The following is a 14,593-nucleotide window of genomic DNA, read 5'->3' as shown; positions in this document are numbered from 1 at the left end:
ACGGGATCAGGGGGACGGGACCATGGGGGACGGAACGATGACGCACGACGCCGTGCAGGACCTGCCGGGAGTGCATCTGCGCTGGCTCGCGCTCGACGAGCAGCGCCTGGACGCCGAGCGACTGCTGCCGCTGCTCGGCACGGCGGAGCGGGAGCGCTACCGCGCGACCGGATCGGCGGCGGTGGCCGAGCGCTTCGTCTTCGGCCGGGTGCTGCTGCGGATGCTCGCGGGCGAGCTGCTCGGGCGGCCGGCGACGGCGGTGCAGGTGACGGCGCGCTGCGCTCGCTGCGGCGGGGCGCACGGGCGGCCCTGGATCGACGATGCCGAGCACCTCTCCGTCAGCATCGCGCACTGCGCGGGTGCGGTCGTCGTCGCGGCGAGCAGCGCGGGGGTCGTCGGGGTCGACGTGGAGCCCGTCGAGGGACCGGCCGAGCGCGGCATCGCGATCACGCGGATCGCCGGCGCTCCCTTCGCGACCGGCGGGTTCCGGGCGGCCGATCCGATCCTGCACTGGACCCGCATCGAGGCGGCGCTCAAGGCCGACGGCCGCGGGCTGGACGTCGATCCGCGACGCGTCCGGATCCACGAGTCGCGCTTCGCCGCGGAGGCCCGGATCGACGAGTCGCGGTTCCGCCTGGCCGAGCCGCGCCTCGACCCGTCGCTGCGGGTGAGCGTCGCGCTCGGCGACGCGGTGGGCGGTGCCGGTCCGATCATCGGCTGGCGCCGGGAGCACGGCGACGCGCTCGAGGACTCGCTGGTCTCAGCGGGCGGGCGGTAGCGGCGGCAGCCGCACGTCGACCAGCCACGCGTCGAGCAGCGCCTCGATGCCGGGGGCCGCAGAACCGCCTGCGACCTCGGCGCAGAGCGCGCGGAAGTCGTCCTCGGTCACGATGCCGGAGGCGTGCCGTGCGGTCCAGGTGCGCAGGAGACCGAAGAACGCCTCGTCGCCGAGCCGGAGCCGCAGCGCGTGCAGCGTCAGCGCGCCGCGCTTGTAGACGCGGTCGTCGAAGAGGTCCACCGGCCCCGGATCGCCGAGCACGAGGTCCTGCCGCTGCAGCCGCAGCAGCACGTGGTGGCGGCGCGCCAGGGCGTCGGCGGTGGCGCCGCCCGACTCCTCCGACCAGAGCCACTCGGCGTAGCAGGCGAAGCCCTCGTTGAGCCAGATGTGCCGCCAGCGCGCGAGGCCGACGCTGTTGCCGAACCACTGGTGCGCGAGCTCGTGCGCGATCAGCCGCTCCGAGCCGCCGTGCCCGTCGGCGTGATTGGCGCCGAACACGGCCATGCCCTGCGCCTCGAGCGGGATCTCCAGCTCGTCGGCCGTGACCACGACGGTGTACTGCTGGAACGGATAGGGCCCGAGCACCCGCGAGAAGAACGCGAGCATGGCGCTGAGCGGCGCGAAGTCGCGGGCGACGCGCGCGGCGAGGGCGGCCGGGCGCGCGAGCGTGACGGCGACTCCGGCGAGCAGCCGGTCCTCGAGCACGTAGCGGCCGATCTGCACCGACGAGAGATAGCTCGCGGTCGGCTCGCGCTGCTCGTAGAGCCAGGTGCGGCGGCCGGAGCGCTCGCTCGTCTCGAGCAGCACGCCGTTCGCGAGGACGGAGTAGCCCTCCTCCGCGCTCACCCGGATGCGGTAGGCGGCCTTGTCGGCGACGTCGTCGTTGCAGGGGTACCAGGTGGAGGCGCCGGAGGGCTGCGAGGCGACGAGGACGCCGTCCGCGAGCTCCTCCCAGCCCAGCTCGCCCCAGTGGCTCGCGCGCGGGCCCGGGTGCCCGCCGTACTCGATCTCCACGAGTGCGCTCGCGCCCGCGGCGAGCGGCTCGGCCGGTGTGATCCGGAGCTTGTGCGGGGCCTGCTCCGACCGGGCCTTCCGGCCGTCGACGCGCACGCGCTGGACGCGGAGACGGCTCAGATCGAGCGAGAACCGGCGAAGCGGCTGGAGCGCGACGATCCGCAGGACGGCCCGCCCGGCCAGCCGATTGCTCGAGACCCGGTAGTCGAGATCGAGGTCGTAGGACTCGACGCGGTACCCCGTGTTGCCGATGCCGGGCAGATACGGATCGCCCGCCGTCTCCAGACCGGTCTGCGCGGTGCTCACGCGACGGGCGCGTGGTAGTCGCCGACGCGGACCTCGCGCCACGGACCGATGGGGTTGCCGCTCCAGCGGCTGCCGGCGGGTACGAGCTCGCCCCGCATCACGAGCGAGGCGGGGCCGACCGTGCCGTGCGCCGCGATCGTCGCCGCCGGGAGGATCACGCTGTGCGGGCCGAGGGTCGCGCCGGCGTCGAGACTCACGAGATCCATGCTCATGATTCGATCATGGAACAGGTGGGTCTGCACGACGCAGCCCCGGTTCACCGTCGCTCCGTCGCCCAGATCGACCAGATCGGCCTCGGGGAGCCAGTAGCTCTCGCACCAGACGCCGGAGCCGATCCGCGCGCCGAGGCTGCGCAGCCACCAGACGAGGGCGGGCGTGCCGGCCGCGGCGTGCGCGAACCAGGGCGCTGCCACCATCTCGGTGAAGGTGTCGGCGAGCTCGCTGCGCCAGACGAACGACGACCAGAGCGGGTGCTCGCTCGGACGCACCCGCTGGATCAGCAGCCACTTCGCGGCGGTGGAGACTCCGGCGGCGACCGCGCCGGCCAGGAGCAGGACGACCCCGCCGACGACGGCCGTCGCGATCGCGCCGATCGCCGGCACGAGCGCCAGCAGCGCGACGACGACGCCGAAGCCGATCGCGATCGAGACGACGACCGGGCCGAAGCGCAGCAGCTCCCAGACGATGCGGGCGGCCCGCAGGCGTGCGGCCGGCCGGAAGGTGCGCGCCGACTCCGCCTCGACGACCGTGCGCCGCAGTCGCACCGGCGGCGAGCCGAGCCAGGACGAGCCCGCCTTCGACTTCCGCGGGGCGGAGGAGAGAACGGCGACCAGTCCGCCGGCGGGCACCGTGTGCCCGGGCGCGGCCATGCCGGAGTTGCCGAGGAACGCGCGCTCGCCGATCTCGGCGCGGGCGAGCCGCATCCAGCCGCCGCCGAGGGCGTAGGAGGCGACCAGCGTGTCGTCGGCCAGGAAGGCGCCGTCGCGGATCGTCGTCATCGCGGGCAGCAGCAGCACGGTCGAGGCCTCGACGTCGCGCCCGACCTTCGCGCCCAGCAGTCGCAGCCAGACCGGCGTGAACAGGCCCGAGTAGAGCGGGAACAGCAGCGTGCGGGCGTGGTCGAGCAGGCGCTCGGTCGACCAGACCTGCCAGCCGATCCGCCCGCGGACGGGGTGGGTGCCCGCCTCGACCCCGCGGCCGAGCAGGCGCACGAGCACGACGACCAGCGCCGCCAGGACGAGGCCGGTGGCGGCCACCGCGGGGACGAGCGCGGCGAGGGCGCGGGGGAGCGCGGCCGCGAGATCCGCCGAGCCCTGGGTCGCGAGGGCGAGCACGCCCAGGCCCGCGGCGAAGGAGACCACCGGCACGGCGGCCAGGCCGACCGCCGAGACGGCGTAGGCCCAGACCCACGGCGTCGCACGCGGCGGGCGCTCGGCGGGGAAGCCCGCGTTCGCCTTGCCGAGGCGCTGCGCGGGGGAGCCGCCCCAGCGCTGGCCGGCCGGCACTCGGCCGAAGACCGCCGAGCCGGGCTCGATCTGCGCGTTCTTGCCGATGCGCGTGCCGGGCAGCAGGGTGCTGCGCGCGCCGACGGTGCTGCCGGCGCCGACGCGGACCGCGCCGACCCGCAGCACGTCGCCGTCGATCCAGTAGCCGGAGAGGTCGACCTCCGGCTCGATCGCGGCGCCGCGACCGAGGGTGAGCATGCCGGTCAGCGGCGGGAGCGAGTGCAGGTCGACGTCGTCGGCGATGCGGGCGCCGAGCGCGCGGGCGTAGGAGGCCACCCACGGTGCGCCGGCGAGGCTCACGGCGCCGAGCTGGTGGGCGATCCGCTCGGCGAGCCACAGCCGCAGGTGCACGCCGCCGCCGCGCGGATGGTCGCCGGCGCGCACGCCGCGCAGCAGCGAGCGGGCGGCGAGGACGGTGAGCCCCATCCGCCCGAACGGGGTGCAGAAGAGGGCGAACGCGATGACGAGAGGGGCGAGGGGGACCGTCGGCAGCCAGTCGAAGCCGGGCAGCAGGTCGAGCAGTGCGCAGGCCGTGAGGACGACGCTCGTCCAGCGCGCACCGCCGAGCACGAGCAGCGGGGCGCCGAGCAGGGTCTGCAGCACCTGCATCCGGCGCGGGACCGGGGCGATCCGGTGCGTCGAGACCTCGCCGAGTCCCGTCGCGCGGCTCGTGATCTCGGCCGACATCGCGGCGAGGCGCGGGTGCGCGTAGACGTCCGCGACGGTGAACTCGGGGTCGTGCTCGCGGATCCGGGCGACCAGCTGGGCGGCGGCGAGTGAGCCGCCGCCGAGGTCGAAGAAGTTGGCCTTCTCGTCGACCGGGACGCCGAGGACCTCGCGCCAGAGGCCGGCCAGCCAGGCCGTCTCGGCGTCGAGCCCCGGGTCCGCCGCTCCGCTGTCGGGCAGCGGCCAGGGCAGCGCGGCGCGGTCGACCTTGCCCGACACCCGGGTCGGCAGCTCGTCGACGACGGCCAGCAGCGGCACGAGCGCGGCCGGCAGCTCCTCGCGCAGGCGCGCCAGCGCGGCGTCGCGATCGAGGACACGACCGCCGGCGAGGGCGAGGTAGCCGACGAGCACCTGGATCCCGGCGCCGGTGGTGCGGACGGCGGCCGCGGCGCCCGAGACCCCGGGCAGCGCCTGCAGCGCCGACTCGACCTCGCCGAGCTCGATCCGCCGCCCGCCGAGCTTGACCTGGTCGTCGGCGCGGCCCTGGAAGACGAGGCCGGCGCTCTCGAAGCGCACCAGGTCGCCGGAGCGGTAGGCGCGCTCCCAGCCCAGCGTCGGCGCGGGCGCGTACTTCTCGGCGTCCTTCGCGGGGTCGAGGTAGCGGGCCAGGCCGACGCCGCCGATGATCAGCTCGCCGACCTCGCCCTCGCCGACGCGGCGACCGTCGGGATCGACGACGGCCAGCCGCCAGCCGTCCAGCGGCAGGCCGATCCGGACCGGTCCGGGCCCGCCGAGCGGAGCGGCGCAGGCGACGACGGTCGCCTCCGTCGGGCCGTAGGTGTTCCAGACCTCACGCCCGTCGACGGCGAGGCGCTCACCGAGCTCGGGCGGGCAGGCCTCGCCGCCGAAGATCAGCAGGCGGACGTTCTCGAGCGACTCCGCCGGCCAGAGCGCCGCGAGGGTCGGCACGGTGGAGACGACGGTGATGCCGTGCGTCGTCAGCCAGGGGCCGAGGTCCATCCCGCTGCGCACGAGCGAGCGCGGCGCGGGCACGAGGCAGGCGCCGTGCCGCCAGGCGAGCCACATCTCCTCGCAGGAGGCGTCGAACGCGACCGAGAGCCCGGCGAGCACGCGGTCGCCCGGGCCGAGCGGCTCGCCCTGGAGGAAGACGCGCGCCTCGGCGTCGACGAACGCGGCGGCCGAGCGGTGGCTCACCGCGACGCCCTTCGGCGTGCCGGTCGAACCCGAGGTGAAGATGATCCAGGCGTCGTCCTCGAGCTCCGGCGGCTGCAGGAGCGGGATCGAGGCGGTGCTGGGGTGCGGCGCCGAGCCGGTGAACAGGCGGGCGGTCGCCGCGTCGCTCCGCTCGAAGCGGCCGGAGCCGGAGACGACCCCGCGGACGGCGGCCTCGCCGAAGACCAGCTGCGCCCGCTCCTCGGGGTCGTCGGCGTCGACCGGCACGTAGGCGGCGCCGGCCGCGAGGACGCCGAGGATCGCGAGGTAGAGCTCGCGCGAGCCGCTGGCCATCCGCACGCCGACGCGGTCGCCGCGGCGCACTCCGGCGGCGGTCAGCTCCGCGGCGGTGGCGACGACGCGGGCGAGCAGCTCGCGGTAGCTGAGGGCGCCGGCCGGGTCCTCGAGTGCGGAGGCGTCGGGGTGGCGCTCGGCGGTGTCGCGCAGCACGTCGATCAGGGTGCGCGGCGCCGGGGCGGCGGCCCCCGCGTCGAGGAGGTCCTGGGGATGCGCGGCCGTCGTCACGTGTGCTCTCCGTCCCGGCCGCACGTTCGAGGGGACGTCGACCGGGGCGCCACCGTAGGGCCGCCCGGTGACGCGGAGGTGAACAGCCGGTGCCCCGCGATTGCGCGCGGCACCGGCCGTGGCGGGCTAGTGGGCGACCATCGGCCGCGGCGCGTCCGACTCCACGGGGCGCTTCACGAAGAACGCGGCGACGATCGCGGCGGTCGCGATGCTCGCGCCCCAGACGAACGCGGCGTGGATGCCGCCTGCCGAGGCGGCGACCTCGTCGACGCCCTCGCGGGCGAGCGCGGCCGACTGCACCGAGAGCACGGTCACGAACAGGGCGGTGCCGGCGGCGCCGCCGAGCTGCTGGACCGTGCCGATGATCGCGCTGCCGTGCGAGTACAGCGCCGGGCGGACCGAGCCCAGGCCCGCGGTGAACAGCGGGGTGAAGACGAGTGCGAGGCCGAGGCTCAGCACGACGTGCAGGGTGAGGATGAACCAGGAGACCGAGTTCTCGTCCAGCGTCGTGTAGCCCCAGAGCGCTCCGGCGACGATCATCGAGCCGGGCACGAGCAGCACCCGCGGCCCGAAGCGGTCGTAGCCGCGGCCCACGAATGGCGCGAGCAGGCCCATCAGCAGCCCGCCGGGCAGCAGCAGCAAGCCGGTCTCGAGCGGGGTGAGGCCGAGCACGTTCTGCGTGTAGAGCGGCAGCAGGATCAGCGTGCCGAACAGTGCCGACATGCTCACCGCCATCATCACGATGACCACGGTAAAGTTGCCGGAGGAGAAGGTGCGCAGGTCCAGCAGCGCCCGGTCCGTCCTCTGCAGCAGGAGCTGGCGCACGACGAACGCGGTGAGCGCGACACCGGCGACGACGAAGGGCACCCAGGGAGCGACGATCGCCTCGCCGCCCTCGCCCAGGCTGCTGAGCCCGTAGACGAGCCCGCCGAAGCCGAAGACCGAGAGGACCACCGAGAGCGAGTCGATCGGGATCTTGCGCGGCTCGGTCACGTTCTCGACCTTGCGCAGCCCGAGGAGGAGCGCTCCGACGGCGATCGGCAGCACGATCCAGAACATCCAGCGCCAGCTGAGGAAGTTGAGGATGACGCCCGAGATGGTCGGCCCGACGGCGGGCGCGACGGAGATGACGATCGAGATGTTGCCCATCATCCGCCCGCGGATCGCCGGGGGGACGAGGGTCATCACGGTGGTCATCAGCAGCGGCATCATGATCGCCGTGCCGCCGGCCTGCACGACGCGCGCGGCCAGCAGCACCTCGAAGGTCGGCGCGAGGGCGGCGCTGAGCGTGCCGAGGCTGAACAGCGTCATCGCCGCGGCGAAGAGCGTGCGGGTGTGCAGCCGCTGGATCAGGTAGCCGGTGATCGGGATGACGACCGCCATCGTCAGCATGAACGCGGTCGAGAGCCACTGGCCGACGTGCGCCTCGATGCCGAAGTCGCGCATGAGGTCGGGCAGCGCCACGCTCATGATCGTCTCGTTGAGGATCACGACGAAGGCGGAGACCAGCAGCAGGCTGATCACCAGGCGGCTGCGCGGGTCGAGCGCCGTCGACGGCCTGTCGGTCGCGGCGGCGGGCCGGGTCTCGGGAAGGGTGCGCTCGGTCACAGGTGCGTCTCCGGTCGTGAGGGGGGCTCGTCGTGAGGGGGCGCATCGCCGGGGCGGCGTCGATGCGACAGGTGCTACGAGACCCAGAACACTGCCGGTGACCGCCGACATTCCCGATCGCTCGACATCCGTCGCGCAACCGGCGTGTCGGCAGCGGCACCGGCTCCTCACCGGTCGAGTAGCCGCACAGCGGCCACCCTCGCCGGTCGAGTAGCCGCACAGCGGCCACCCTCGCCGCTCGACTAGCCGCACAGCGCCCACCCTCGCCGGTCGAGTAGCCGCAGAGCGCCCACCCTTGCTGGTCGAGTAGCCGCACAGCGGCGTATCGAGACCCGCATGCCCGACCGCGGTGGATCTCGATACGCGGCCTCCGGCCGCTACTCGATCAGCAGAGAGCGACGGCCTCACCAGATCGCGCCCGTCACTCGACGGGAACCGGATCCCCGATCAGGCACCGACCGGTGGCGAGCGGCGCGACGCTCGCCCCGAGGTACTTCGTGTCACCGTCCTCGCCAGAGGCTTTCGTCCGATACTGACCCACGAAGCATGTCTCGCCGGACTTCACCGCGACGAAGATCGCGTCGGCTCTCTTGCCTTCGGTCGTGCTATCAGCCGTCACTTCGACGTTGCTGCGAGCGAAGCCAGCGGCTATGAGCGCATCGGCCAAATCTGCGCCCCTCGGCTCACCCTTCGAGAAAATCGTATTCCGGTTTATCGTGTTGAAAGATTCGAAATCAAGAGGGGAAGTCGCGCCGGTGGTGTCCGCGATTGGAAGGGGGCTTGCAGGGGATGACGATACTGCAGATCCCTCGCTCGGAACGGATGCGGGACTGCATCCGCTCAACGCGGCCGATATGACCACGATGCCGGTCACCGTCCTCACGGCGGCGATCGTTGAGCGAGCTCTCGACCAGGCCCGTGATGAATATTTGCCAGTCGTCGCGAGCATAGTGACTAGTCCCTTGATGCATCGACGAGATAACCGAAATTCTTAACGTAGGGACAGCTTTTCAGAATCTTCCAGCCGTCCGCTTGATATGCCTTCACTGCGGCCTGGCACGCGGCCCGAGTGGGGGAATAATCTCCACTGTACTTGATGGCGCTTGCTGGGTGCGCTGACGCGGAGACTAAACCGACCGCCAACACCGCCGCTGCTGCACTCAGAATTGTCCATCGAATCCGTCGAATTCGCATTATCGCCCTTCCGTCGCGCAGGCATGTTCGCCCTTGTCTGCGGAAGACCATATAGAGAGGGCGGCACCAAGGATCGCGAGCGGTCGAGGATGCTGGCATATAGGCGCGTGACGTCGGTTGGAGCGTTCGTCACTGCTCGGGTCACGCCGTCAGCACCGCCGCGAACGCGTCCGCCGCCGCCTCCGCGTCGGCCGCCGTCGACTCCGCGCCGAAGCTGAACCGCACCGCCGTCTGCGCCACGGCCGGCTCGAGCCCGAGCGCCAGGAGCGTCGGCGACGGCTCGTCGCGGCCGGCGGCGCACGCCGAGCCGCTGGACACCACGACGCCGCGCTCCTCCAGAGCGAGCAGGATCGACTCGCCGCTGCGGCCCGGCACGACGTAGGAGGCGATCGAGGGCAGCCGGTGCTCCGCCGACCCGAGCGGCACGGCCCGCGGCACCTCCGCCGCCACCCGCGCCGCGAACGCGTCCCGCACGGCCGAGACGCGGGCGCCCCGCGAGGGATCCACGAGCTGCACCGCCGCCCCGAGCGCCACCGCGAACGCCACGTTCTCCGTCCCCGAGCGCCGCGCCCGCTCCTGTCCGCCGCCGTGCACGAGCGGCTCGAACGGCACGCGACTGCGCAGCAGCAGCGCCCCCACGCCCTTCGGCGCCCCGAGCTTGTGCCCCGAGATCGACACCGCGTCGGCGCCCAGCCCGGCCAGGTCGATCCACCCCGCCGCCTGCACCGCATCCACGTGCAGCGGGATCCGGTCCGGCCGGCAGAGCGCCGCGATCGCCGGCACGTCCTGCACCGTGCCGATCTCGTTGCTCGCCGCCAGGACCGACACCAGCGCGGTGTCCGGCCGCAGCAGCGCGGCGAGCGCGTCCAGGTCGAGCCGCCCCTCGCCGTCGACGGGGGCGATCGACACCTCGAAGCCGTGCAGCCGCCGCAGAAAGTCCGCCGACTCGACGGTCGCCTCGTGCTCGATCGCCGAGAGCACCAGGTGCCGACCGCGGGGCGCGCCGAGCGCGATGCCCTTCACCGCCGTGTTGATCGACTCCGTGCCCCCGGAGGTGAAGAGCGCCTCGGAGGCGCGCCCGCCGAGGAACCGCGCCACGTGCCCCCGCGCCTCCTCCAGCGCCCGCGCCGCGGACCCGCCCAGCGCGTGACTGCTCGACGGATTGCCGTACTCGCCGGTGAGGAACGGCCACATCGCCTCGAGCACCTCGCGGCGCACCGGCGAGGTCGCCGCGTGGTCGAGGTAGATCACGCGGCCGGCGCCGCGATCGCGATGTCGAGGCCGAGGTCGAGCGAGCGGACGCTGTGCGTGAGCGCTCCGACGGAGATCACGTCGACGCCCGCCGCGGCGATCGCCCGGACCGTGTCGAGGTTCACGCCTCCGCTCGCCTCCACCACGGCGCGACCGCCGATCAGCGCGACGCCCTGCGCCAGCTGCTCGGGGCCGAAGTTGTCGAGCATGATCGTGTCGGCGCCGCCGGCGAGGGCCGCGGGGATCTGCTCCAGCCGGTCGACCTCCACCTCGATGTGCGTCGTGTGCGAGACGGCCGCGCGGGCGGCGAGCAGCGCCTCGGTGAGGTCGAGACCGCGCTGGGCGAGGATCGCGAGGTGGTTGTCCTTCGCGAGGATCGCGTCCGAGAGCGAGAAGCGGTGGTTGTGCCCGCCGCCGCTGCGCACCGCGTGCCGCTCCAGCGCGCGCAGCCCGGGCGTGGTCTTGCGCGTGTCGACGATGCGCGCGCGGGTGCCCGCCACGGCCTCCACGTAGCGCGCGGTGAGCGTCGCGATGCCGCTCATCCGCTGCACCAGATTCAGCGCCACCCGCTCGCCGCGCAGCACTCCGCCGGCCGGGCCGTCGATCCGGGCGAGGACGTCGCCGGCTGCGAAGACCGTGCCGTCCGCGACGACGTCCTCCACGCGGATCCGCGAGTCGGCCTGCAGGAACGTGCCGAGCAGCACCGCCCCGCCGCTGAAGACGCCGGGCTCGCGGGCGACGAGGGCCGCGGCCGCCGTCGCGTCCGCCGGCAGCAGGGTGTCCGAGGTGAGATCGCCCCAGGGCGCGTCCTCCTCCAGGGCCAGGGTGACGATGCGCTCGATGCTCTGACGGGTCAGCACGGGACGGCGACCTTTCTCGTACCGGCGACGCGGTAGGCGCTCGCCGAGGGGTGGGGGTGGTCGGTGCGGTGGTGGGCGCCGCGCGACTCGGCGCGGGCGAGGGCGGCGTCGATGAGGGCGAGGCCGCAGGTGCGGAGGTTCGCGTCCTCGATCGTCGTTCGGGTCAGGGGCGCGGGGGAGCCGGCGGTGGCCAGAGCGGCGCGGGCGGACTCCAGGCCCGCGGCGTCGCGGGAGAGACCCGCGCCCGTCCAGAGCGTCTCCTGCAGGAGCGCGCGATCGAGCGCGAGCGGCACGAGCGCGGAGGGCTCCGCCGCCTCGGACGACGGCGCGACGGTCGCGCCGTCGAGCGCCGCCGCGACCCGCCGGGCGAAGACGACGCCCTCGAGCAGGCTGTTCGACGCCAGCCGGTTCGCGCCGTGCACGCCGGTGCAGGCGACCTCGCCGACGGCGAAGAGCCCGGGGAGGCTGGTCCGCCCGTCGAGATCGGTCGCGACCCCGCCCATCCAGTAGTGCGCGGCCGGCGTCACGGGGATGAGGTCGTCGGCGAGCGAGAGCCCACCCACTCGGCAGGCGGCAGAGATGGTCGGGAAGCGGTGCGCGAGCACGTCCGCGGGGATCGCCCGCGCGTCGAGGTGCACCGGCAGCCCGCCCTGGAGCAGCATCCGGTCGGCGATCGCGCGGGCGACGATGTCGCGGGGCGCCAGCTCGGCGTCGGGGTGCACGCCGAGGAGGAAGCGCTCGCCCGCCGCGTCGCGCAGCACCGCGCCCTCACCACGGACCGCCTCCGAGACCAGGAACCCGCCGGCCAGCGCGAGCCAGGTGGGGTGGAACTGGTAGAACTCCAGGTCGGCCGTCTGGGCGCCGGCGCGCAGGGTGGCGGCGAGGCCGTCGCCGGTCGCGACCGCGGGGTTCGTGGTGTGCCGGTAGAGCTGTCCGGCCCCGCCGGTCGCGAGGACGACCGCGTCGGCGTCGATCCGCTCGACCCGTCCGTCCCGCAGCACGTCCACGCCGGTCACGGCGGCTCCCGGCCGCACCAGGTCGACCAGCACGGTCTCCTCGAGCACGGTGACGGCGGCGGCGCGCACCGCGGCGACGAGCGCCTCCTCGATCGCGGAGCCGGTCGCGTCGCCGCCCGCGTGCAGGATCCGCGGCCGCGAGTGCGCACCCTCCAGTCCGCGGGCGAGGTCGTCGCCGTCGCGGTCGAAGCCGACGCCCCACGCCTGCAGTGCGGCGACCGCCGCCGGCCCCTCGGCGCAGAGCACCTCGACGGCCGAGCGCGAGCAGAGACCGGCACCGGCGGTGAGGGTGTCCTCGACGTGCAGCGCGACCGAGTCGCCGGGCGCGGTGACCGCGGCGATCCCGCCCTGCGCGGCGCGCGTGCTCGACTCCGCGAGCGCGCCCTTGGTGACGAGGACGACCTCGTGCCGGCGCGCGGCCAGCAGCGCGACGACCAGGCCGGCGATCCCGCTGCCGACCACGACGACGCGGGACACGTCAGGCCCCCGCAACGGGAGCGGGAGCAGGAGCGACCGGACCGGCCGGCGGCACCGCGGCGAGCATCCGCTCGAGCGCCACCCGCGCCTGGTCCTGCACCGAGTCGTCCACCGAGATCCGGTTGTGCACGGTCCCCGCGACGAGCCCCTCCAGCACCCAGGCGAGATACCCCGGGTGGATGCGGTACATCGTCGAGCACGGGCAGACCACGTCGTCGAGGCAGAAGATCGTGTGCTGCGGGTACTGCACGGCCAGGCGCTGCACGAGGTTGATCTCGGTGCCGATGGCGAAGGTGCTGCCCGCGGGCGCCGCCTGGATCGCCTTGACGATGTAGTCGGTCGAGCCGTACTCGTCCGCCGCGTCGACGACCGCCATCGGGCACTCCGGGTGCACGATCACGCGGACGTCCGGGTGCTCGGCGCGCGCCCGCTCGATCTGCGCGACCGTGAAGCGCTTGTGCACCGAGCAGAACCCGTGCCAGAGGATGACCTGCGCGTCCAGCAGCGTCGCCTCGTCCGAGCCGCCGCCGGGCTTGCGCGGGTTCCACATCGGCATCCGCTCCAGCGGCACGCCCATCGCCTTCGCGGTGTTGCGGCCGAGGTGCTGGTCGGGGAAGAAGAGGACCCGCTGCCCGCGCGCGAACGCGTCCTCGAGCACCGTCGTCGCGTTGGACGAGGTGCAGACCACGCCGCCGTTGCGCCCGCAGAACGCCTTGAGCGCCGCGGAGGAGTTCATGTAGGTCACCGGGATCAGCGGCACGCGCCCGTCGGCGTCCGGCTCGGTGCCGTAGAGGTCGGTCAGCTCGGCCCAGGCGTCCTCGACCGAGTCGATGTCCGCCATGTCCGCCATCGAGCAGCCCGCGGCGAGGTTTGGCAGGATGACCGCCTGGTCGGGACGGGAGAGGATGTCCGCCGTCTCCGCCATGAAGTGCACGCCGCAGAAGACGATCGCCTCCGCGTCCGGCCGGTTCGCCACCGCCTTCGCGAGCTGGAAGGAGTCGCCGACGAAGTCCGCGTACTGCACCACCTCGTCGCGCTGGTAGAAGTGGCCGAGCACGACGACCCGCTCGCCCAGCGTCTCCTTCGCCGCGAGGATGCGGCGGTGCAGCTCCTCGGCGCTCGCCGCGGTGTACTCGTCGGGCAGCCGGCCCTGCACGGGCGACGCCGCCGGGATCGGGTCGGCCTGCGAGGCGCCCGGGCCGTAGGCGGGGAGGCCGAGGTCGAACGACCAGGGCGCGTCGGCGAGCTCGGGCGCGCAGGTCTCGCCGGGGGCTGCTCCCCGCTCGATGAGCTGGATGGTGCTGTCGACCGATGTCACGGTGTCTCCTCGGATGGTGCGGTGCGAAGGGGGCGGCGGCCGGTGCTCAGACCGGCAGCGGCCCGTTGTCGACGAGTGCCACGGACCCGTCGTAGCGGTACAGGCGCGGCGGGCGGTGACGGGTCCCCGTCAGGCGCTGCTCGGTCGGCACCACGGTCTTGGAGGCCTCGATCGTCCGGCGGAAGTTCGCCGGGTCGAGGGGCTTCTGCAGGACGGCCTCGTGCACCTCGCGCAGCTGCGCGAGCGTGAAGGTCTCGCCGAGGAAGGCGTGCGCGATGCGGGAGTACTCCATCTTGTTGCGCAGGCGCCAGAGGGCGTAGTCGACGATCAGGCCGTGATCGAAGGCGAGGTCGAGCGTCAGATCGGTGCAGAGCCAGGTGACGTTCTCGTCGACGATCGCCTCGTCGGCCTCGGAGGTGCGCACGAGCGCCCAGTAGACGATCGACACCACGCGGCGCTCGCCGTGCGAGCGCTCGGTGCCACCGACGGCGTAGAGCTGCTCGAGGTAGCGCGGGGCGAGGCCGGTCGTCTCGCGGAGGGTGCGACGCGCCGCCTCGGCGAGGTCCTCCTCGGTCCGGAGCGGACCGCCGGGCAGCGCCCACAGCCCGCGGTAGGGCTCGCGGAGCCGGCGGACCACCGGGATCCACACGGTGCTGGCGCCGGTCTCGGGATGCGGGCGCAGGGCGAAGATCACGGTCGACACCGCGAGCTGCGGCGCTGCTGCCTCCACGCGGACCCCCTAAAAGTCGCCCTGACCCTAACTCTCTCCCGAGCTTAGTGTCACCCCGACCCGAACACCACCCCGAGTCCGGCTCCTCGCCGCGAGATGCCTCTTGTGCGCG

Annotated in this window: 10 protein-coding genes; 1 reads left to right on the top strand and 9 read right to left on the bottom strand. The window is 73.8% G+C overall.

Features of this window, described 5'->3' with window-relative positions:
* Positions 1-37 precede the first annotated feature (37 nt).
* The gene (locus tag GSU72_RS13035) at positions 38-778 is read left to right on the top strand and encodes a hypothetical protein (RefSeq protein WP_159985457.1); all 741 of its coding nucleotides are present in this window, start codon (positions 38-40) and stop codon (positions 776-778) included.
* Here GSU72_RS13035 and GSU72_RS13030 read toward each other — a convergent pair.
* The 9 genes from GSU72_RS13030 to GSU72_RS12990 all read right to left on the bottom strand — a co-directional run bounded on the left by GSU72_RS13030 (position 761) and on the right by GSU72_RS12990 (position 14,481).
* On the bottom strand, positions 761-2,098 hold the full coding sequence (locus GSU72_RS13030) for a M1 family metallopeptidase (RefSeq protein WP_244255801.1): 1,338 nt from the start codon (positions 2,096-2,098) through the stop codon (positions 761-763). The genes GSU72_RS13035 and GSU72_RS13030 overlap by 18 nt on opposite strands.
* Entirely contained in the window at positions 2,095-6,027 is a 3,933-nt protein-coding gene (locus GSU72_RS13025) for a Pls/PosA family non-ribosomal peptide synthetase (protein ID WP_244255800.1), read from the bottom strand. The genes GSU72_RS13030 and GSU72_RS13025 overlap by 4 nt, the downstream gene beginning before the upstream one ends.
* A 126-nt stretch (positions 6,028-6,153) precedes the next feature.
* On the bottom strand, positions 6,154-7,554 hold the full coding sequence (locus GSU72_RS13020; RefSeq protein WP_244256125.1) for a DHA2 family efflux MFS transporter permease subunit: 1,401 nt from the start codon (positions 7,552-7,554) through the stop codon (positions 6,154-6,156).
* A gap of 502 nt (positions 7,555-8,056) precedes the next feature.
* The gene (locus GSU72_RS13015; RefSeq protein WP_159985454.1) at positions 8,057-8,518 is read right to left on the bottom strand and encodes a hypothetical protein; all 462 of its coding nucleotides are present in this window, start codon (positions 8,516-8,518) and stop codon (positions 8,057-8,059) included.
* Positions 8,519-8,970: 452 nt separating this feature from the next.
* Positions 8,971-10,080: a cysteine desulfurase family protein gene (locus GSU72_RS13010; protein ID WP_159985453.1), complete on the bottom strand. Its 1,110-nt coding sequence runs from the start codon at positions 10,078-10,080 to the stop codon at positions 8,971-8,973.
* Positions 10,077-10,940 (bottom strand): carboxylating nicotinate-nucleotide diphosphorylase, encoded by an 864-nt coding sequence (nadC, locus tag GSU72_RS13005; protein ID WP_159985452.1) that lies wholly within the window; start codon positions 10,938-10,940, stop codon positions 10,077-10,079. The genes GSU72_RS13010 and nadC overlap by 4 nt, the downstream gene beginning before the upstream one ends.
* Entirely contained in the window at positions 10,934-12,433 is a 1,500-nt protein-coding gene (gene nadB, locus GSU72_RS13000; protein WP_159985451.1) for an L-aspartate oxidase, read from the bottom strand. The genes nadC and nadB overlap by 7 nt, the downstream gene beginning before the upstream one ends.
* Position 12,434: 1 nt before the next feature.
* Positions 12,435-13,751 (bottom strand): quinolinate synthase NadA, encoded by a 1,317-nt coding sequence (gene nadA, locus GSU72_RS12995; RefSeq protein WP_159985450.1) that lies wholly within the window; start codon positions 13,749-13,751, stop codon positions 12,435-12,437.
* A gap of 46 nt (positions 13,752-13,797) precedes the next feature.
* Positions 13,798-14,481, bottom strand: a complete 684-nt coding sequence (locus tag GSU72_RS12990; RefSeq protein ID WP_159985449.1) for an NUDIX domain-containing protein — start codon at positions 14,479-14,481, stop codon at positions 13,798-13,800.
* Positions 14,482-14,593: the final 112 nt, after the last annotated feature.

The sequence above is a fragment of the Rathayibacter sp. VKM Ac-2760 genome (genome assembly GCF_009834185.1).
In the GTDB taxonomy this organism is placed as follows: Bacteria; Actinomycetota; Actinomycetes; order Actinomycetales; family Microbacteriaceae; genus Rathayibacter.
This window is presented reverse-complemented; position numbering and strand designations above follow the sequence as displayed.